Annotated in this window: 21 protein-coding genes and 1 tRNA gene; 21 read left to right on the forward strand and 1 reads right to left on the reverse strand. The window is 58.0% G+C overall.

What is annotated here, in order from left to right; genetic code table 11:
• Positions 1-71: 71 nt before the first annotated feature.
• From WBH99_RS01745 to nuoN, 21 genes are all read left to right on the forward strand, one after another.
• On the forward strand, positions 72-1,067 hold the full coding sequence (locus WBH99_RS01745) for a PstS family phosphate ABC transporter substrate-binding protein (RefSeq protein ID WP_424218387.1): 996 nt from the start codon (positions 72-74) through the stop codon (positions 1,065-1,067).
• A gap of 79 nt (positions 1,068-1,146) precedes the next feature.
• Positions 1,147-2,097, forward strand: coding sequence for a phosphate ABC transporter permease subunit PstC (gene pstC, locus WBH99_RS01750; protein WP_424218388.1), 951 nt, complete (start codon positions 1,147-1,149; stop codon positions 2,095-2,097).
• Positions 2,097-3,020 (forward strand): phosphate ABC transporter permease PstA, encoded by a 924-nt coding sequence (gene pstA / locus WBH99_RS01755; protein WP_424218389.1) that lies wholly within the window; start codon positions 2,097-2,099, stop codon positions 3,018-3,020. The genes pstC and pstA overlap by 1 nt, the downstream gene beginning before the upstream one ends.
• A gap of 26 nt (positions 3,021-3,046) precedes the next feature.
• The gene (gene pstB, locus WBH99_RS01760) at positions 3,047-3,835 is read left to right on the forward strand and encodes a phosphate ABC transporter ATP-binding protein PstB (RefSeq protein WP_424218390.1); all 789 of its coding nucleotides are present in this window, start codon (positions 3,047-3,049) and stop codon (positions 3,833-3,835) included.
• A 115-nt stretch (positions 3,836-3,950) separates the two neighbouring features.
• Positions 3,951-4,709 carry a triose-phosphate isomerase gene (tpiA, locus tag WBH99_RS01765; protein WP_424218391.1) on the forward strand — a complete coding sequence of 253 codons (759 nt, stop codon included), beginning with the start codon at positions 3,951-3,953 and terminating at the stop codon, positions 4,707-4,709.
• An 8-nt stretch (positions 4,710-4,717) separates the two neighbouring features.
• Positions 4,718-5,077: a preprotein translocase subunit SecG gene (gene secG, locus WBH99_RS01770; RefSeq protein ID WP_424218392.1), complete on the forward strand. Its 360-nt coding sequence runs from the start codon at positions 4,718-4,720 to the stop codon at positions 5,075-5,077.
• 33 nt (positions 5,078-5,110) lie between these two features.
• A tRNA-Leu gene (locus WBH99_RS01775) sits at positions 5,111-5,195 on the forward strand.
• A 96-nt stretch (positions 5,196-5,291) separates the two neighbouring features.
• On the forward strand, positions 5,292-5,666 hold the full coding sequence (ndhC, locus tag WBH99_RS01780; RefSeq protein ID WP_424218393.1) for an NADH-quinone oxidoreductase subunit A: 375 nt from the start codon (positions 5,292-5,294) through the stop codon (positions 5,664-5,666).
• Between the two features lie 3 nt (positions 5,667-5,669).
• Positions 5,670-6,146, forward strand: coding sequence for a NuoB/complex I 20 kDa subunit family protein (locus WBH99_RS01785; protein WP_424218394.1), 477 nt, complete (start codon positions 5,670-5,672; stop codon positions 6,144-6,146).
• 18 nt (positions 6,147-6,164) lie between these two features.
• Complete coding sequence (locus WBH99_RS01790) at positions 6,165-6,767, forward strand: NADH-quinone oxidoreductase subunit C (protein ID WP_424218395.1); 603 nt, start codon at positions 6,165-6,167, stop codon at positions 6,765-6,767.
• Complete coding sequence (locus WBH99_RS01795) at positions 6,760-8,013, forward strand: NADH-quinone oxidoreductase subunit D (protein WP_424218396.1); 1,254 nt, start codon at positions 6,760-6,762, stop codon at positions 8,011-8,013. The genes WBH99_RS01790 and WBH99_RS01795 overlap by 8 nt, the downstream gene beginning before the upstream one ends.
• Positions 8,013-8,486 (forward strand): NADH-quinone oxidoreductase subunit NuoE, encoded by a 474-nt coding sequence (gene nuoE / locus WBH99_RS01800; RefSeq protein ID WP_424218397.1) that lies wholly within the window; start codon positions 8,013-8,015, stop codon positions 8,484-8,486. The genes WBH99_RS01795 and nuoE overlap by 1 nt, the downstream gene beginning before the upstream one ends.
• Positions 8,486-9,814 (forward strand): NADH-quinone oxidoreductase subunit NuoF, encoded by a 1,329-nt coding sequence (nuoF, locus tag WBH99_RS01805; protein ID WP_424218398.1) that lies wholly within the window; start codon positions 8,486-8,488, stop codon positions 9,812-9,814. The genes nuoE and nuoF overlap by 1 nt, the downstream gene beginning before the upstream one ends.
• Before the next feature lie 35 nt (positions 9,815-9,849).
• Entirely contained in the window at positions 9,850-12,195 is a 2,346-nt protein-coding gene (gene nuoG, locus WBH99_RS01810) for an NADH-quinone oxidoreductase subunit NuoG (protein ID WP_424218399.1), read from the forward strand.
• Positions 12,195-13,244, forward strand: a complete 1,050-nt coding sequence (gene nuoH / locus WBH99_RS01815; RefSeq protein ID WP_424218400.1) for an NADH-quinone oxidoreductase subunit NuoH — start codon at positions 12,195-12,197, stop codon at positions 13,242-13,244. The genes nuoG and nuoH overlap by 1 nt, the downstream gene beginning before the upstream one ends.
• Positions 13,245-13,254: 10 nt before the next feature.
• Positions 13,255-13,743, forward strand: a complete 489-nt coding sequence (nuoI, locus tag WBH99_RS01820) for an NADH-quinone oxidoreductase subunit NuoI (protein WP_424218401.1) — start codon at positions 13,255-13,257, stop codon at positions 13,741-13,743.
• Positions 13,744-13,755: 12 nt separating this feature from the next.
• Complete coding sequence (locus WBH99_RS01825; RefSeq protein ID WP_424218409.1) at positions 13,756-14,358, forward strand: NADH-quinone oxidoreductase subunit J; 603 nt, start codon at positions 13,756-13,758, stop codon at positions 14,356-14,358.
• Positions 14,359-14,411: 53 nt separating this feature from the next.
• Positions 14,412-14,717 (forward strand): NADH-quinone oxidoreductase subunit NuoK, encoded by a 306-nt coding sequence (gene nuoK, locus WBH99_RS01830; RefSeq protein ID WP_424218402.1) that lies wholly within the window; start codon positions 14,412-14,414, stop codon positions 14,715-14,717.
• A 5-nt stretch (positions 14,718-14,722) separates the two neighbouring features.
• Positions 14,723-16,747, forward strand: coding sequence for an NADH-quinone oxidoreductase subunit L (gene nuoL, locus WBH99_RS01835; protein WP_424218403.1), 2,025 nt, complete (start codon positions 14,723-14,725; stop codon positions 16,745-16,747).
• Between the two features lie 21 nt (positions 16,748-16,768).
• Positions 16,769-18,250, forward strand: coding sequence for an NADH-quinone oxidoreductase subunit M (locus WBH99_RS01840; protein ID WP_424218404.1), 1,482 nt, complete (start codon positions 16,769-16,771; stop codon positions 18,248-18,250).
• 12 nt (positions 18,251-18,262) lie between these two features.
• A complete protein-coding gene (gene nuoN, locus WBH99_RS01845; protein WP_424218405.1) occupies positions 18,263-19,741 on the forward strand; it encodes an NADH-quinone oxidoreductase subunit NuoN in 1,479 nt (492 codons plus the stop codon).
• 376 nt (positions 19,742-20,117) lie between these two features.
• On the opposite strand, the gene WBH99_RS01850 is transcribed toward nuoN, so the two are convergent.
• Positions 20,118-20,347 (reverse strand): hypothetical protein (locus tag WBH99_RS01850; protein WP_424218406.1); only part of this gene is annotated, 230 nt, incomplete at its 5' end.

Genomic DNA, 20,347 nt, shown 5'->3' on the forward strand with positions numbered 1-20,347 from the left:
GGCATCTCTAAACTATGGTTTGTCTGCTGCGCCGCAGCGATATTTTTGACCAAATGTTCAGGAGATCGACGATGCAAGTTACCCGCCTGTTTGCCGCCATGAGCCTCGCTCTGGCCGGTGTTGCTGCTTCTGGTATGGCTTCCGCACAATCCTATGTAAAGATCGACGGTTCTTCCACCGTTTTCCCTGTGACCGAGGCTGTGGCCGAGGATTTCCAGAAGAACAAGAAGGGTGCCGTGCGCGTCACGGTCGGCATCTCTGGTACCGGGGGTGGTTTCAAGAAATTCTGCCGCGGCGAGACTGACATCTCCGATGCATCCCGCCCCATTACTGAAAAGGAAATGGCGGATTGCAAGGCGGCCGGCATCGAATACCTGGAATTGCCCGTGGCTTTCGATGCGCTGACCGTGGTGATCAATCCCAAGAACGACTACGTCAAGCAACTGTCCGTTGCTGAACTGAAGACCATGTGGGAACCCGCCGCCCAGGGCAAGGTGATGAGCTGGAAGCAGGTCAATCCCGCTTTCCCCGACAAGCCCCTGAAACTGTTCGGGCCTGGCGCCGATTCCGGTACCTTTGACTATTTCACCGAGGCCGTGGTCGGCAAGTCCAAGTCCAGCCGGGGTGATTTCACCGCGTCTGAAGACGACAATGTGCTGGTCCAGGGGGTGTCGCGTGATGTGGGAGCCCTGGGTTTCTTCGGTTTTGCCTATTACGAAGAAAATCAGTCCAAGCTGAAAGCCGTGCCCATCGTCAACAACAAGGGTGTGGCCGTGAGCCCCACCAGCGAAAATGTGATCAATGGCAGCTACAACCCGCTGTCCCGCCCGATCTTCATCTATGTCAACGCCAAGGCCGCCGAGCGTCCTGAAGTCAAGGAATTCGTGCAGTACTACATGAAGAATGCGGACAAGCTGGCCCGTGAGGTCAAGTACGTGCCGCTGCCGAAGGTCGCCTATGAGCACAACCTGGATGTGCTTGCCAAGATGCACAAGGGCACCAAGTTTGGCGGTCACAACAAGGTGGGTCTGACCATCGAAGAACTGATGAAGATGGAAGCCAAGTAAGCTTTGCACAAGCCGCCCGGGCGCTTCTGGCCTGGAGCGGCTTTTTTTCCGAGAATCATGCAACTACCGGAAAGTATTCATGAATTCAGCTGTTATCGACTCACAGGGAGTGGCCACCATGTCCTTACCAAGCGCCCGGCTCAGGAAGGACCGTACGCGCCATATGAAAGAGCGCGCGATCGAGGGTCTGCTCTTTTTGGCCGCTTTCATATCCGTATTCACCACGGCCGCCATCATCTACATCCTGGTGAGCGAATCCCTTGATTTTTTCCGGCAGATACCGCTGACGGATTTTCTGTTTGATACCCAATGGACCCCCCAGTTCGATGATGCGCATTACGGCATCATGGTGCTGCTCTCCGGTACGGTGACCAGTTCGGTCGTGGCATTGCTGGTGGCGATTCCCCTGGGGACCATCATTGCCATTTACCTGTCGGAATTCGCGCCCTTTGTCGTGCGGGAGATCGCCAAGCCTTTTCTCGAATTGCTGGGGGGGGTGCCGACCATCGTTTATGGCTATTTCGCCCTGGTGTTCCTGACGCCCGTTCTACAGATGATTTATCCCGATCTGCCCGGCTTCAATCTGCTTTCTGCCGGCCTGATCATGGGGGTGATGATCATTCCCTATGTGGCTTCCCTGTCCGAAGATGCCATGCGCTCAGTGCCCATGTCGTTGCGCGAGGGCTCCTACGCCATGGGCGCTACCCGACTGCAAACAGCCATCAAAGTGGTGATGCCCGCAGCGACTTCGGGTATTGCTTCCGCCTACATTCTCGGGGTGTCCCGGGCGGTGGGGGAAACCATGATCCTGGCGGTGGCAGCAGGTATGCAGCCCAATCTGACCTTCAATCCGGCCGAGCCGGGCGCCACCATTACTTCCTACATCGTGCAAGTGGCGCTGGGTGATCTGCCGCACGGTTCGATTGGTTACCAGACCATTTTTGCCGCCGGCCTGACTCTCATGCTCCTGACCCTGGCCTTCAATCTGCTGGGCTACTACATGCGCAAAAAATATCGCGAGGTGTACTGATGAATCAACAAGAACTACAAAGCCTGCGCGACCTGATCGGCAGGCACAAGCGCTATGACTGGATGTTCGGCATCCTGGGAATACTTGCCTTGATGGTCGGCGTGCTGACCTTCCTAATACTGTTCATGGATATGGCGATTCAGGGCATGGGGCGGATCGATGGGGAGTTCTTTACCTCCTTCCCCTCGCGCCGGGCCGAGGATGCAGGCATCCTCTCGGCCTGGGTAGGCTCTGTCCTGGTGATGCTGGTGACCGCGGTTGCCGCGGTACCGCTGGGGGTGGCGGCCGGGGTGTATCTGGAAGAATATGCCCCCAAGAACTGGGTCACGGACATCATCGAGATCAATGTCACCAACCTGGCCGGTGTGCCTTCCATCATCTACGGCCTGCTGGCCTTGGGGCTGTTCGTCTACACCTTTGGCCTGGGGCATAGCATCCTTACGGCTGGCCTGACCCTGGCACTGCTGATCCTGCCGGTGGTGATCGTGGCCACCCGGGAATCCATCCGTGCCATTCCCGTGATGGTGCGGGAAGGGGCCTACGGTTGCGGAGCGACCACCTGGCAGGTGGTGCGGGACCACATCGTGCCCTATTCGAGTGCCGGGATCATGACCGGGGTGATCATCGGCATGGCCCGGGCCATCGGTGAGACGGCCCCGATCATCACCATCGGCGCTTTGACCTTCATTGCCTTTTTGCCCACGCCGCCCTTTGTCGGGGATCCTCCGGCAGGCCTCTTCGACTGGCTGTTCTCTCCCTTTACCGTGATGCCCATCCAGATGTTCAACTGGACATCCCGGCCCGAGGCGGCCTTCCAGGAAAATGCCGCCGCCGCTGGCTTCATCCTGGTCTTCATGACCTTGCTGATGAATGGCACTGCCATCTGGCTGCGCTATCGGATGCGCAAGAACATCAATTGGTAAGTCGATAAATCAACTGGATGAAATCCATGAGCGAAATTCAAGTACAACAGCCTGTTCTCAAAGCCGAATCGAAGGATCTGAGCTTCTACTACGGCAACTTTCAGGCTCTCAAGGGCATCACCATGCCGGTCTATGAAAACAAGGTGACCGCCCTGATCGGCCCTTCCGGCTGTGGTAAATCCACTTTCCTGCGCTGCTTCAACCGCATGCATGATCTCTACCCCGGCAATCGTTACGAGGGCGGCGGCATCGAGTTCCATCCGGATCGCACGAATCTGCTGTCCCCCGATGTCGATCCCATCGAAGTGCGCATGCGCATCTCCATGGTGTTCCAGAAACCCAATCCCTTTCCCAAGTCCATTTACGAGAACGTGGCTTATGGGCTGCGGGTGCGGGGCGAGCGTTCCAATTCGGTCATCGACGACAAGGTCGAATCCGCCTTGCGCGGTGCGGCACTCTGGGATGAAGTGAAGGATCGCCTGAAGGAACTGGGCGCCAATCTTTCGGGGGGGCAGCAACAGCGCCTCTGCATCGCCCGGGCCTTGGCCACCGATCCTGAACTGCTGCTGTTCGATGAGCCCACCTCTGCCCTGGACCCCATTGCCACCGCCAGCATCGAGGAACTGATTACCGAGTTGAAGAGCAGGGTCACCATCCTCATCGTGACCCACAACATGCAGCAGGCGGCCCGGGTGTCGGACTACACCGCTTACATGTATATCGGTGAGCTGGTCGAGTATGGGGTGACCGATGAAATCTTCATCAAGCCCAAGAAAAAGCAGACCGAGGATTACATCACCGGTCGCTTTGGCTGATTCATCCCGTTTGATCAAGAGGAAAGGGCTCGGCGCCTGGCTGAGCCCTTTCCTTTCTTGACCATGGTTTCTGCTGGCCGATATAATCCGGCGTCTTAGTCTGCAGGTGCCCTGAATGCGTCGCCAGCCATTGGTAGCCGGTAACTGGAAAATGAATGGAAGCCTGTCTGCCAATCAGGCTCTGGTTGCGGCGCTCCTGGCCTCTCGTCAGGGGATGGAGCAGGTGGAGATTGCAGTCTGTGTTCCTTATCCTTATCTGGATCAGGTTTCCCGGCTGGTGCAAGGCAGTTGGCTTGCCTTGGGGGCGCAGGATGTGAGCGCCCATGCGGCAGGTGCTTATACCGGCGAAGTGGCGGCGGGCATGTTGCAGGATTTTGCCTGTCGTTATGTTATAGTCGGTCATTCAGAGCGACGTACCCTGCATGCAGAGACCGATGTGCTGGTGTCTGCCAAGTTTGCGGCAGTGCAGGGAGCGGGAATGGTGCCCGTGCTGTGTCTGGGGGAAACCCTGGCAGAGCATCAGGCGGGAGCGACCCTGGCTGTATTGTTCCGGCAACTGGATGCCGTGCTGGCAGAGCACGGGGTTGGGGCGATGACTTCCTGCGTGCTGGCTTATGAGCCGGTCTGGGCGATCGGAACGGGGCTGAGCGCATCACCCGGGCAGGCCCAGGAAGTGCATCAGGCGCTGCGGCGGCATGTGGCGGCCCTGGATGAGCAAGTCGCAGCAGGCTTGCAGATTGTTTATGGCGGAAGCGTCAAGGCGGATAATGCAGCGCAGCTGTTTGCCCAGCCGGATATCGATGGCGGTTTGATCGGTGGTGCTTCCTTGAATGCAAAAGACTTCCTGGCGATCTGCCAGGCGGCAAATTACTGAAGAATTCCATGAACTGGTTATTTTCCCTGGTTTTGACAATCCATATCCTGGTAGGACTGGCGATCATCGGCCTCGTGCTGATGCAGCATGGTAAAGGCGCGGACATGGGGGCGGCATTCGGTAGCGGGGCTTCTGGCAGCCTTTTTGGCTCGTCCGGTTCTGCCAACTTCCTCAGTCGCAGCACGGCTGTTCTGGCGACGGTTTTCTTCATTACCAGCCTGGTTCTGGCCTATGTTGCATCAAATGCGCCAAAAACCTCTGGAGGTGTGATGCAGGACGCGGTACAATCCGCGCCGGTTCCGCAGTCAGTCGCTGTGCCTGAAACACAGGCGGGTGCTGGCTCCAAAGAAAAAGACATTCCCCGGTAATCGGGTGCGGGGCTCGGGCCTCATACGATTCCAGCCGACGTGGTGAAATTGGTAGACACGCTATCTTGAGGGGGTAGTGGCGCAAGCTGTGCGAGTTCGAGTCTCGCCGTCGGCACCAGATGCAATACGGATGGTTTTTCGAGCGGATGGTTTTTCGAGCTGTCCTCGAGCTGTCCTTGAACTGTCCATTTCTTACTAACGAGTGCGGCCGATCATGCTGGAAAATTATTTTCCGATTTTGATGTTCATCCTGGTAGGTCTGGCGGTAGGTGCGTTGCCGGTGCTGATAGGGTGGCTTGTTGCTCCGAATCATCCTGATCCGGAAAAGCTCTCTCCGTATGAGTGCGGTTTCGAGGCTTTCGAAGATGCGCGCATGAAGTTCGACGTGCGCTACTACCTGATTGCCATCATCTTCATTCTGTTTGACCTGGAAATTGCCTTCCTCTTTCCCTGGGCGACGGTCTACAAGGATATCGTGGCGAGCGAACCCATGAAGTTCTTTGGCTTCATCGAGGTTGCTATTTTCCTTACCATCATCCTGGTGGGTGATGCCTATGCCTGGGCCAAGGGCGCCCTGGATTGGGAGTGATTCATGTCGATTGAAGGCGTTCTTCAGGAAGGTTTTGTCACCACCACGGCTGACAAGCTCATCAATTACATGCGCACCGGATCGATGTGGCCGATGAGCTTCGGTCTGGCCTGCTGTGCGGTGGAGATGATTCATGCGGGCTGCGCCCGTTACGATCTCGACCGCTTTGGCGTGTTGTTCCGCCCGTCGCCGCGCCAGTCGGATGTGATGATCGTCGCCGGTACCCTGACCAACAAGATGGGCCCTGCCCTGCGCAAGGTGTATGACCAGATGGCGGAACCCCGCTGGGTGATCTCCATGGGTTCCTGCGCCAATGGTGGTGGCTATTATCACTACTCCTATTCGGTGGTGCGTGGTTGCGACCGGATCGTGCCGGTGGATATCTATGTGCCCGGTTGCCCTCCGACGGCGGAGGCCTTGATCTACGGCATCATCCAGCTGCAGAACAAGATCCGTCGTACCAGTACCATTGCCCGCTAACATCATCAGGCTATCGACATGTCCGTAAAGCTGGAAAGACTCAGTCAACACCTGGAAAAGCATCTGGGTGAGCGCATCAAGAACCTGACCCTCGCATTGGGTGAGGCAACGATCGAAGTGGCGGCTGCCGACTATCTCCCGGTCATGCTGAAGCTGCGCGATGAGCCTGAACTGGGCTTCGAAGAATTGATCGACCTGTGCGGCGTGGATTATTCCACTTATGCCGAAAACTGGTCTGGCCGCCGCTATGCCGCGGTAAGTCATCTGCTTTCGATGGCCAATAACTGGCGTTTGCGGGTGCGTGTTTTTGCCGAGGATGACGGCTTCCCGGTCGTGGCCTCCATATGTCCGGTCTGGAATTCTGCCAATTGGTATGAGCGCGAAGCTTTTGATCTGTTTGGCATCATGTTTGAAGGTCACGAAGATCTGCGCCGCATCCTCACGGATTACGGCTTTATTGGCCACCCCTTCCGCAAGGATTTCCCCATCTCGGGTCACGTGGAAATGCGATATGACCCGGATGAAGGGCGTGTCATTTACCAGCCCGTGACCATCGAGCCACGGGAAAATACGCCGCGTATCCGGCGTGAAGCTGCTTATGGGGATGTGAGCCATGGCTGATATCCGTAACTACACCATGAACTTTGGTCCCCAGCATCCGGCTGCCCATGGTGTGCTGCGCTTGGTGCTGGAGCTCGATGGTGAAGTGGTCGAGCGGGCGGATCCCCACATCGGCCTGCTGCACCGCGCCACCGAAAAGCTGGCGGAAACTCGTACCTGGGTTCAGTCCGTGCCCTACATGGATCGGCTGGACTATGTGTCCACCATGAGCAATGAACATGCTTACTGCATGGCCGTGGAAAAGATGCTGGGCATCGAGGTTCCGGAGCGCGCTCTTTATGTCCGCACCATGTTCGATGAGGTGACCCGGATCTTGAATCATCTGCTCTGGGTTGGCTGTCATGCCCTGGACGTGGGGGCCATGTCCATGGCGCTGTATACCTTCCGGGAACGTGAAGATCTCATGGATGCCTACGAGGCGGTCTGTGGCGCCCGTCTGCACGCCGCTTATTACCGTCCGGGGGGAGTGTATCGGGATCTGCCCGATCGCATGCCTCAGTACGAAGTATCCAAGTGGAAGAACGCTGCCACCGTGAAGGCCTTCAACGAAAATCGGCAAGGCTCCCTGCTCGATTTTCTGGAAGACTTCACCAACCGATTCCCCAAATATCACGGTGAGTACCACACCCTCCTGACCGATAACCGGATCTGGAAGCAGCGTCTGGTGAATATCGGTGTGGTGAGCCCCGAGCGTGCCCGGCAGCTGGGCTTTACGGGGGCCATGCTGCGCGGTTCCGGTATCGAATGGGATTTGCGCAAGAAGCAGCCCTATGCGGCCTACGACAAGGTGGATTTCGATGTGCCGGTCGGTGTCAATGGCGATTCCTACGATCGCTATCTGGTGCGCATGGAAGAAATGCTGCAGTCGAACAAGATCATCAAGCAATGTATCGACTGGTTGCGCAAGAACCCTGGTCCGGTCATTACCGACAACCACAAGGTGGCGCCCCCTTCGCGTGAAGCCATGAAGAGCAACATGGAAGAGTTGATTCACCATTTCAAGCTGTTCTCTGAAGGTATCCAGGTGCCGGCCGGCGAGGCCTATGCCGCCGTGGAACACCCCAAGGGTGAGTTCGGGATCTATTTCATCTCGGATGGGGCCAACAAGCCTTACCGGATGAAGATCCGGGCTCCGGGCTTTGCCCACCTGGCCGCCATGGACGAAATGTCCCGCGGTCACATGATTGCCGACGTCGTTACGATCATCGGTTCCCAGGACATCGTTTTTGGCGAGATCGACCGCTAATGTTTACCGCTGAGACGCTCCAGAAATTCGACCGCGAGGTCGCCAAATATCCGGCCGACCAGAAACAGTCTGCCGTCATGGCCTGCCTGGCCCTGGCACAGGAAGAACAGGGCTGGCTGCCGGCCGAGGCCATCGAGGCGGTGGCCAATTACCTGGGCATGCCGCCCATGGCAGCCATGGAGGTGGCCACCTTCTACAACATGTATGACCTGCAGCCGGTCGGCAAGTACAAGCTGACCGTGTGCACCAATCTGCCCTGCGCCTTGTCCGGTGGCTACCATGCCGGCGAGTACCTGCAGCACAAGCTTGGCATCGGCTACGGCGAGACGACTGCCGACGGCAAATACACCCTCAAGGAAGGGGAATGCATGGGAGCCTGTGGCGATGCACCGGTGATGCTGGTCAACAACCGCAGCATGTGTTCCTTCATGTTGCCTGAACAGATCGACAAGCTGCTGGAGGAACTCAAGTAATGGCTATCCTCGGCGCAATCCATCCGGTCCTGATGGCCGGTCTCGATGGTGACAACACCTGGCATCTGAAGGATTACGTGGCCCGTGGCGGTTACGAAATGCTGAAGAAAATCCTGACGGAGAAGATGCCTCAAGAGCAGGTGATCGCTGAAGTCAAGGCGTCCGTCCTGCGGGGCCGGGGGGGAGCAGGCTTTCCTACGGGCCTCAAGTGGAGCTTCATGCCCCGCTCCTTCCCGGGCGACAAGTATGTGGTATGCAATACCGACGAGGGCGAACCGGGCACCTTCAAGGACCGGGACATCGTCCGCTACAACCCCCATGCCGTGATCGAGGGCATGGCGATTGCCGCCTATGCCATGGGTGCGACCCGGGGTTACAACTACATCCACGGCGAAATCTGGGAAATGTACCGGCGCTTCGAAGCCGCGCTGGACGAAGCCCGGGCCGCCGGCTTCATCGGCCAGGACATCCTGGGCTCCGGCTTCGGCTTCGAACTCTTTGCCCACCATGGCTACGGGGCCTATATCTGCGGTGAAGAAACCGCCCTGCTCGAATCCATCGAGGGCAAGAAGGGGCAGCCTCGCTTCAAGCCGCCGTTCCCCGCCTCCTTCGGCCTCTATGGCAAGCCCACCACCATCAACAACACGGAAACCTTCGCTGCCATCCCCTTCATCCTGAAGATGGGCGGCGAGAATTTCCTGAATCTGGGCAAGCCCAACAACGGCGGCACCAAGCTCTTTTCCGTTTCCGGCCACGTGAATCGTCCCGGCAACTACGAGATTCCCCTGGGGACGCCGTTTTCCACCTTGCTGGAAATGTGCGGCGGCATGCGCGGGGGTCGCAAGTTGAAGGCCGTCATTCCCGGGGGCTCTTCCTCCCCCGTGGTGCCCGGTGCCGTGATGATGGATGCCACGATGGATTACGACTCCATCAGCAAGGCGGGCTCCATGCTCGGTTCCGGTGCCGTGATCGTCATGGACGAGACTACCTGCATGGTGAAGGCCCTGGATCGCCTGTCCTTCTTCTACTACGAAGAATCCTGCGGCCAATGCACCCCCTGCCGGGAGGGCACGAACTGGCTCTACAAGGTGGTGCACCGCATCGAAAACGGCCAGGGCCGTCCCGATGATCTGGACTTGCTGTCCAGCGTCACCACCAACATCATGGGGCGCACCATCTGCGCGCTGGGTGATGCCGCTTCCATGCCCGTGCAGAGCTTCATCAAGCACTTCCGGGACGAGTTTGCGTACCACATCGAACACAAGACCTGCCTGGTGCCGAAGGACGTGCAATGGGCAGGGAGCGGCTTCCATGAAGTTCCGGCTTGATGGTTGTCTGTTAAATCGCGTTTCAAGGTAGCGACATGCTAGAAATCGAAATCGACGGCAAGAAAGCGCAAGTGCCTGATGGCAGTACGGTGATGGATGCCGCCCAGCAAATGGGCGTCTACATTCCGCACTTTTGCTATCACAAGAAGCTTTCCATTGCTGCTAATTGCCGGATGTGTCTGGTCCAGGTAGAGAAGGCCCCCAAGCCCCTGCCAGCCTGCGCCACCCCGGTGACCAACGGCATGAAGGTGTTCACCCATTCCGACCTGGCGGTCCAGGCCCAGAAGGGGGTGATGGAATTCCTGTTGATCAATCACCCGCTTGATTGCCCCATCTGTGATCAAGGCGGGGAGTGCCAATTGCAGGACCTGGCCGTCGGTTATGGTGGCATGCAGAGCCGTTACCAGGAAGAAAAGCGCGTGGTGTTCCACAAGGATGCAGGTCCGCTGATCTCCATGGAGGAGATGAGCCGCTGCATCCACTGCACCCGCTGTGTCCGCTTCGGCCAGGAAATTGCCGGCATCATGGAGCTGGGCATGGTCAACCGGAACATGCATTCCGAGATCACCACCTTCGTGGGCCGGTCGGTGGATTCCGAGCTGTCCGGCAACATGATCGACCTGTGCCCGGTCGGCGCCCTCACTTCCAAGCCTTTCCGTTACACCGCCCGTTCCTGGGAACTGCAGCGTCGCCGTTCCGTCAGCCCCCATGATTCCCTGGGAGCCAACCTGATCGTGCAGGTCAAGCATGATCAGGTGATGCGCGTACTGCCCCGTGAGAACGAGGCCGTCAATGAATGCTGGATTTCCGACAAGGAGCGCTTTAGCTATCAGGCCCTGAATTCCGATCAGCGCCTGACCAAGCCCATGGTGAAGCAGGGCGGGGAATGGCGCGAAGTGCCCTGGAACGTGGCTCTCGACTATGTGGCCCACGGCCTCAAGGATATTTCCCGCGAATTCGGGGGGGATGCCCTGGCCGCTTTGGCGGCTCCCCATGCCACCGTGGAAGAACTCTTTTTGCTGCAAAAGCTGATGCAGGCCCTGGGTTCCGGCAACGTGGACCATCGCCCCCGCCAGCAGGATTTCGCCAGTGACGGCAAGCGCATCGGCACCCCTTGGCTGGGCATGCGCCTGGCCGAGCTCAACAATCTCGATGCCGCGCTGGTGGTGGGCTCCTTCCTGCGCAAGGATCACCCCCTGATGGCTCAGCGCCTGCGTCAGGCCGTCCGCAAGGGCGGTGCCGCCCTGAGCCTGATCGATCTGTCCGCCGACGATCAGCGGGTGCCTCTGCATGCCCGCCTGACCGTGGCTCCCAGCCAGCTGGCCCAGGCCCTGGCCGCTGTGGTCAAGGCTGCCGCCCAGCAGAAGGGTGTCGCCGTTCCGGCTGGCCTGGAAAATATCCAGGTCTGCGAACAGGCCGAGGCCATGGCCCGGAGCCTGATCGAAGGCGGGAAAAAGGCCGTGTTCCTGGGCAATGCCGCCCAGCAGTCGGCCGCCGCCACCCAGCTGCATGTCCTGGGCCTGCAACTGGCCCGGATCACCGGTGCGACTTTCGGTTTTCTTTGCGAAGCGGCCAACAGCGTCGGCGGCCAACTGGCCTGGGCCCTGCCTACCGGCGCCAACGCCCGGCAGATGTTCGAACAGCCCCGCAAGGGTTATGTGCTGATGGGCGTGGAGCCGGAATTCGATTGCGCCAATCCGCAACTGGCCCTGGCTGCCCTGGAGCAGGCCAGGATGGTGGTGATGTTCTCCGCCTTCAAGCACGAGCCTGCCCTGGCCTACGCCGATGTGCTCTTGCCCATGGCGCCCTTTACTGAAACTTCCGGCACTTTCGTCAATGCCGAAGGCCGCATTCAGAGTTTCACCGGCGTGGTGCGTCCTGCGGGCGATGCCCGTCCGGCCTGGAAGATTCTTCGCGTGCTGGGCAATGTCCTGAATCTGGAAGGTTTTGATTTCAACAGCAGCGAAGAAGTGCGCGACCAGGTGCTGGGAGCCGCCGCCGAATTCGCCACCGGCCTGGATAATGGCCTGAATGGCACCCTGAATGGCGGAGCCATCCCGCAGGGCGGGGCAGGGCAGGGTCTGGAACGTGTCGCCGATGTGCCCATCCACTTTGCCGACCCCATCGCCCGTCGTGCGCCGGCCTTGCAGAAAACCCGCGATGCCGCAGCCCCGTCTGCACGCATCGCAGCCGCTACCTTGGCCCAGCTTGGCTTGAAGGCCGGTGACAAGGTCAGGGTGCGGCAGGGGCAGGGCGTAGCCGAACTGCTTGCTGTTCTGGATGAAGGGGTACCCGCTGGCTGTGTGCGTGTGGCTGCGGCTCATGCCAGTACGGCTGCCCTGGGCGAAATGTTTGGTGCCATCACCGTGGAGCGTGCCTGATGGATACTTTGATGCAATGGGGTACAGGCGTGTTTGGCACGACCTGGTCGGCTGTCTGGGTCCTGATCAAGATCGTGCTGATCGTGCTTCCCCTGCTGCTGGGGGTGGCCTACCTTACCTATTTTGAACGTAAGGTGATCGGTTACATGCAGGTGCGGATCGGCCCCAACCGGGTTGGCCCCCTCGGCTTGATACAGCCCATCGCCGACGGGGTGAAGCTGCTGCTGAAGGAAATCGTGATCCCCACCGGGGCCAATCGTTTCCTGTTCGTGATCGCTCCCATGCTCTCTCTGGCACCGGCCCTGGCAGCCTGGGCCGTGGTGCCTTTCACCGATACCCTGGTATTGGCCAATATCGACGCCAGCCTGCTCTACATTCTGGCCATCGGTTCCATGGGGGTTTACGGTGTGGTACTGGCGGGCTGGGCGTCAAATTCCAAGTATGCCTTCCTGGGTGCCATGCGGGCTGCGGCGCAGATCGTGTCCTACGAAATCGCCATGGGCTTTGCCCTGGTGGTGGTGCTGATGGTGTCCGGCAGCCTGAATCTGGTGGATATCGTGCATGCTCAGCAAAAGGGCACTTTCGCCGACATGGGCCTGAACTTCCTGTCCTGGAACTGGTTGCCGCTCCTGCCCCTGTTTGTGGTGTATTTCATTTCCGGCATTGCGGAAACCAACCGTGCTCCCTTCGACGTGGCCGAAGGGGAGTCCGAGATCGTGGCCGGTTTCCATGTGGATTATTCCGGCATGGCGTTTGCCGTGTTCTTCCTGGCCGAATACACCGAGATGATCCTGATTGCGGCACTGACCAGTCTCTTGTTCCTGGGCGGCTGGTCCTCTCCGGTGGCTTTCCTGCCGGACGGTATGGTCTGGATGCTGGCCAAGATGTGTTTCATGCTGTTCTTCTTCCTCTGGTTCCGGGCCACATTCCCCCGTTATCGTTATGATCACATCATGCGCCTGGGCTGGAAGGTGTTCATTCCGCTGACGGTGGTGTGGCTGTTTGTCGTCGGCATCTGGATGCTGTCCCCCTTGAATATCTGGAAGTGAGGCAAGAGCCATGGGTGCAATGAAGGAAATCTTCAACAGCCTCCTGCTCAAGGAGTTGCTAAAGGGCATGTCGGTGACCGGGCGTTATTTCTTTGCCCGCAAGATCACCGTGCAATACCCGGAGGAAAAGACGCCGCAAAGCTTCCGCTTCCGCGGACTGCATGCCCTGCGTCGTTACCCCAATGGGGAAGAGCGCTGTATCGCCTGCAAGTTGTGCGAGGCTATCTGTCCGGCCCTGGCCATCACCATCGAGGCTGAGCCGCGCGATGATGGTTCGCGCCGCACGACCCGCTACGACATCGACCTGACCAAATGCATCTTCTGCGGCTTCTGCGAGGAGGCCTGCCCGGTCGATGCCATCGTGGAAACCCGGGTGCTTGAGTACCACGGAGAGAAGCGGGGCGACCTCTACTACACCAAGGCCATGCTGCTGGCCAATGGTGACCGTTACGAATCCCAGATCGCGGCTGACCGCGCGCTGGATGCCAAATACCGCTGACAGGGCCTGATGATGGATTTCAAGACCACTGTATTTTTCTTTTTGTCGGCGATGCTGATCTTCGCTGCCCTGCGTGTCATCACGGCCCGTAACCCGGTCCATGCCGTGCTGCACCTGATTCTGGCTTTCTTTACGGCAGCCGGTCTATGGGTGCTGCTGCAGGCCGAGTTCCTGGCCATGGTGCTGGTGATGGTGTACATCGGCGCGGTGATGGTGCTGTTCCTGTTCGTGGTGATGATGCTCGACATCAACCTGGACCAGTTGCGTCAGGGGTTCTGGAGCTACCTGCCTCTGGGCACCGTGATCGGCATCCTGATGGTGATCGAAATGGGGATGGTGCTGGGGAGTCGATATTTCCAGGTGCCCGACTCCGATCTGCCCAATGTGGCCGCCAATGCCTCCAATACCCAGGAACTGGGAGCGCTGCTCTCCACCGACTACGTCTATCCCTTCGAACTGGCAGCGGTCATTTTGCTGGTGGCCGTCATTGCGGCCGTGGCGCTGACCTTCCGGGGCCCGAAGAAGACGCGTTATACCAACCCGGCGGATCAGATTCGCGTCAAGGCAGCTGATCGGATGCGCATCGTCAAGATGCCGGTGGAAAAACAGGATTAAATTTTTGCTGCTGCGCCTGCCGGCGTAGCAGTACTGAGACTACGGGAGGTACCTTGCTTAGCTTGTCCCACTTTCTGATTCTGGGCGCGATTCTATTTGCGATCAGCATCGTCGGCATCTTCCTGAACCGGAAGAACCTGATCGTGCTCCTGATGGCCATCGAGCTGATGCTCTTGTCGGTCAACATGAATTTTGTGGCCTTCTCCCGCTACATGCAGGACCCGAACGGGCAGTTGTTCGTGTTCTTCATTCTGGCGGTGGCGGCGGCTGAAGCGGCGGTTGGTCTGGCCATTCTGGTCTTGCTGTTCCGTAATCTGAAGACCATCCATGTGGATGACCTGAATCATCTGAAGGGCTGATGGACATGGAAATGCAGAAACTCTATTTGCTCGTGGCCCTGGCTCCCCTGTTTGGATCCGCGGTGGCGGGTCTGCTATGCCGGGTGATCCCGCGCTGGCTGGCCCATACCGTCACCATTGCCGGGGTGGCGGTGTCCTTCATCGGTTCCGTACTGGTGTTCCAGGACGTGATGGCGGGCAATACCTTCAATGGCAACGTATATACCTGGATGACCACGGGCGCTTACAGCTTTCACGTGGGCTTTCTGATCGACTCCCTGACGGCTACCATGATGCTGGTGGTGACCTTCGTCTCCCTGATGGTGCATATCTATACCATCGGCTACATGCAGGATGACCCGGGCTACAACCGTTTCTTCAGCTATATCTCGTTGTTTACCTTCTCCATGCTGATGCTGGTGATGAGCAACAACTTCATGCAGCTCTTCTTTGGCTGGGAAGCCGTGGGCCTGGTGTCCTATCTGCTCATCGGTTTCTGGTTTACCCGTCCCTCCGCCATTTACGCCAACATGAAGGCCTTCCTGGTCAACCGGGTCGGTGACTTCGGCTTCATCCTGGGCATTGGTCTGGTTCTGGCCCACTTCGGCTCCCTGGATTACGCTGCGGTATTTGCCAAGGCCCCCGAGTTGGCTGATGCCACCCTCAACATCTGGGGTGAGCAGGAATGGTCTCTGCTGACCGTAACCTGCATCTGCCTGTTCATCGGCGCCATGGGCAAGTCCGCCCAGGTTCCCTTGCATGTCTGGCTGCCGGACTCCATGGAAGGCCCAACGCCCATTTCCGCCCTGATCCACGCGGCAACGATGGTGACGGCGGGCATCTTCATGGTGTCCCGCATGTCTCCCCTGTTTGAAATGTCCACGACCGCGCTGTCCGTGGTGATGGTGATTGGCGCCATTACTGCGCTTTTCATGGGCTTCCTGGGCATCATCCAGAATGACATCAAGCGGGTCGTGGCGTACTCCACCTTGTCCCAATTGGGGTACATGACCGTGGCGCTGGGCGCTTCCGCCTATTCCGTGGCCATCTTCCACCTGATGACTCACGCCTTCTTCAAGGCCCTGCTGTTCCTTGGTGCGGGCTCCGTGATCATCGGCATGCACCACGATCAGGACATCCGCAACATGGGGGGGCTGCGCAAGTACATGCCCATTACCTGGATGACCACTCTGATTGCCTCCCTGGCGCTGATTGGCACTCCTTTCTTTTCAGGCTTTTATTCCAAGGATTCCATCATTGAAGCGGTGGCTTTCTCCGATATTCCAGGTTCAGGTTTTGCATACTTTGCCGTGCTGGCAGGAGTCTTTGTCACCGCCTTTTATTCCTTCCGCATGTATTTCCTCGTCTTCCACGGCGAGGAACGCTTCGGTAAGTCCCTTCATGGTGACCACCAGGGCGATCACGATGATGAAGAGGCCGCAAGCGACCATCATCACGGTCTTGCACCGGGCCAGAAACCTCATGAAAGTCCCTGGGTCATTACGTTGCCCCTCGTGCTTCTGGCCATTCCCTCGGTCATCATTGGTTACATCGGGGTGGGTCCCATGGTATTCGGAGAGTTCTTCGAAGGGGTGATTCATGTGGATGAAGCCGCGCATGGCGGGATGGCGGAGTTGCATCACCATTTTCAGGGTGCAACTGCCATGGCGCTGCATGCTGTCCAGACGGCACCGTTCTGGCTGGCACTGTCCGGTGTGGTCGTTTCCTGGTTCTTCTACATGAAGCGTCCCGATATTCCTGCTGCGATTCAGCGTCGTTTTTCCGGCATCTATACGATTCTGGAAAATAAATACTACTTTGACAAAATCAACGAAACTGTCTTTGCTGGTGGAGCACTCCTTCTTGGGCGTGGTCTCTGGCGGGGTGGGGACGTAGCAGTGATCGATGGCCTGCTGGTCAACGGTTCTGCCAAACTCGTCGGCTGGGTCGCCGCGGTGATACGTTGTACCCAGACCGGTTATGTCTATCACTACGCTTTCACCATGATCATCGGCCTGTTGCTGCTGCTGACCCTTTGGGTTCGCGTCTAAGGTAGAACGGCAAGGAAAAACATGTCTTATCCCCTGCTTTCTCTCGCTATCTGGATTCCGGTCTTTGCTGGGCTTCTTGTCCTGGCAACCGGCTCTGATCGCAATGCTCCCACGTCCCGCGTTCTTGCTCTGTTTGGCGCCGTGCTTGGGTTGCTCGTGACCATTCCTCTTTATACCGGCTTTGATACCACCACCAGCGCCATGCAGTTTGTGGAACTGGGAAGCTGGATTCCGAGGTTCAATATCAACTATCACCTGGGGGTGGATGGCATTTCCATGCTGTTCATCATCCTCAACAGCTTCATCACCATCCTGGTGGTGCTGGCCGGTTGGCAGGTGATCGATAACAAGGTTGCTCAATACAACGCGGCATTCCTGATCATGTCGGGCTTGATGAACGGCATCTTCTCCGCTCTGGACGGAGTGCTGTTCTATGTCTTCTTCGAAGCCTCCCTGATTCCCCTGTATCTGATCATCGGCATCTGGGGCGGACCGAACCGGGTGTATGCTGCCATCAAGTTCTTCCTCTACACCCTGCTGGGTTCCCTGCTCCTTCTGGTGGCCTTGCTGTACCTCTTCATTCACTCGGGAGGGTCCTTCGCGATTCTCGACTGGCACCAGCTGCCGCTTGAGATGAATGCCCAGATCTGGATTTTCCTGGCCTTCATGATTGCGTTTGCTGTCAAAATCCCGATGTTCCCGGTGCATACCTGGCTGCCCGATGCGCACGTAGAAGCGCCTACTGGTGGATCTGTAGTCCTGGCGGCAATCGCACTCAAGCTGGGCGCCTATGGATTCCTGCGCTTCAACCTGCCCATCGCGCCCGATGCTTCTCACGAGTTGTCCGGCCTCGTGATTGCCCTGTCCTTGATCGCAGTGGTGTATATCGGATTCATTGCATTGATCCAGGCAGACATGAAAAAACTGGTCGCCTATTCCTCGATCGCCCACATGGGCTTCGTGACGCTTGGCTTCTTCATGTTCAGTGCCATGGCGCTCGAAGGGGCATTGGTGCAGATGATTTCCCATGGTTTCGTTTCAGCCGCCATGTTCCTTTGCATTGGAGTCCTCTACGACCGCATGCATAGCCGTCAGATTGCCGACTACGGCGGTGTGGTAAACACCATGCCCAAGTTCGCGGCCTTTTTCATGCTGTTTGCCATGGCCAATGCCGGCTTGCCAGCCACCTCAGGCTTTGTGGGCGAATTCATGGTGATCCTGGCGGCGGTCAAGTTCAATTTCTGGGTGGCCTTCGGCGCGGCTTCCACCATGATCCTGGGGGCCGCCTACACGCTGTGGATGTACAAGCGGGTGATTTTTGGCGACATTGCCAACGACCATGTGCGCGAACTGGCTGACATCAATGGCCGTGAGTTTCTCATCCTGCTCATGCTGGCGCTCTGTGTGCTCGGCATGGGTCTTTATCCGCAACCGTTTACGGAGGTAATGCATGCTTCGGTCAATGACCTCCTCCGTCACGTTGCCATCACCAAGATTCAATAATCGGTAGCCGACATGTTCAACGATTTTGTCGCCCCCAGCCTGTACCCCGCTGCGCCGGAAATTTTTCTGCTGACCATGGCATGTGTGATCCTGCTGCTGGATCTCGGAGTCAAGAGTCCCCGGCGTACGCTGACCTTTGTCCTGACCCAGCTGACCCTGCTCGGTTGTGCGGCAATCACCGTGCTGACCAGCAATGTGGATGTGGTTTTCACCTTCAGCAACATGTTTGTTGATGACATGATGGCCGACTTCCTCAAACTGACGGTCTATCTCACCGTGGTGCTGGTGTTGTTCTACTCCCGGGAATACATCCAGGAGCGCCAGTCGATTCCCAAGGGTGAGTATTACGTGCTGGCCCTGCTGTCCACCCTGGGCATGATGGTGATGATCTCGGCCAATCATTTCCTGACCCTGTATCTGGGCCTCGAAATGATGTCCTTGGCGCTCTATGCCATGGTGGCGCTGAATCGTTCTTCAGCCGTTTCCACCGAAGCGGCCATGAAGTATTTCATCCTGGGAGCCCTGGCTTCCGGAATGCTGCTCTACGGTATGTCCATGATCTATGGCGCTACGGGGAGTCTCGAAATCACGGCCGTGGCAGAGCGCCTCTATACCCACTCCGCCGATAGCAGCGTGCTGGTGTTCGGTATTGTCTTCCTGGTGGCGGGCCTCGCCTTCAAGCTGGGGGTGGTGCCTTTCCACATGTGGGTGCCGGATGTCTATCACGGTGCGCCGACCTCCGTGACCCTGTTTATCGGCTCGGCGCCCAAGCTGGCTGCCTTTGCCATCGTGATGCGTCTGCTGGTGAACGGGCTCATTACCCAGGCGGCTGACTGGCAATCCATGCTGATCGTCCTGTCGGTACTGTCCATGGCCATCGGTAACCTGGTTGCCATTGTCCAGACCAACATCAAGCGCATGCTGGCCTATTCCGCCATCTCCCACATGGGCTTCATGCTGCTGGGGATCGTGACGGGAGTGGTGGGTGGAGACGCTCGTTTCGCCCTGAACGCCTATAGCTCTTCCATGTTCTACGTGGTGACCTATGTGCTGACCACCCTGGCGGCTTTCGGGCTGATCATGCTGCTCTCCAAGGCGGGCTTCGAGTCCGATGAACTGGAAGACTTCAAGGGTTTGAACAAGCGCAGCCCCTGGTTTGCCGCGATGATGATGTTCGTGATGTTCTCCATGGCGGGCATTCCCTTCTTTGTGGGCTTCTTTGCCAAATTCTCGGTGCTGCAAGCCGTTGTTGCGGCCGGGTACTACTGGCTGGCTGTGGCGGCCGTCCTCTTCTCCCTGATTGGTGCCTTTTATTACCTGCGTGTCGTCAAGCTCATGTACTTTGATGCGCCCCAGAATAACGACCCGATTAAAGGATCTTTCTCGCTCAAGCTGCTGATTTCCGTGAATGGCTTGGCGGTTGCAACTTTTGGCTTGTTCCCGCAGATGCTGATGTCGCTCTGCGCCTACGCTTTGCTGCGATCCTTGTAAGCCATCGAAGATACGCGCCCCGTTGAGCGGGGCGTTTTTCTGGGTGTGCCCGGCAGGGCGCACCCACTTGGGGGAAGTCCCTCTACTTGCCGGGTAAGGGAAGGCTTCAGCCGAACGGCAAGGGTGTCACGAACAGTGAACCCGGAAGAAGCCAAAGCGCTGGCCAGGCGAACAGGAAGCGGATATGGGGCGGCAGTGGAAACTGCCTCATCCGCGCGCCATGGACTCGATGAAGTCCGGACGGATAAAGGCGAGGGCAATTTCACCGGTCTTCAAGCAGCATGGGCCGTGCTGGAACAGTGGCGCCAGCCGCGCTATCCGGCCAGGAAATCCCGTTCAACCTGCAGCTCCCCAGTCTCGCGATCCAGGTGCTCGATCACGGCCTGCGACTTGGCGGATTTTTCCCTATTCCTTTCAGCTGATTGGCCCTGGCTTGGTCGACGGTCAGAAAAACATGAGCGCCGCAGCGTAATTTTTTCAAAAAACCCTCCGCACCGGGTTGACAAGGGATTTGGGTGCTGTAGAATGCGGCCTTCGCTGATGTTGAGGCGGAACAGAAGTTCAGTTTAATCAAAGGGTTAAGCTTTATTTCGGGGCATTGACAGG

Source organism: Azovibrio sp., assembly GCF_049658005.1.
Classification (GTDB): Bacteria; Pseudomonadota; Gammaproteobacteria; order Burkholderiales; family Rhodocyclaceae; genus Azovibrio.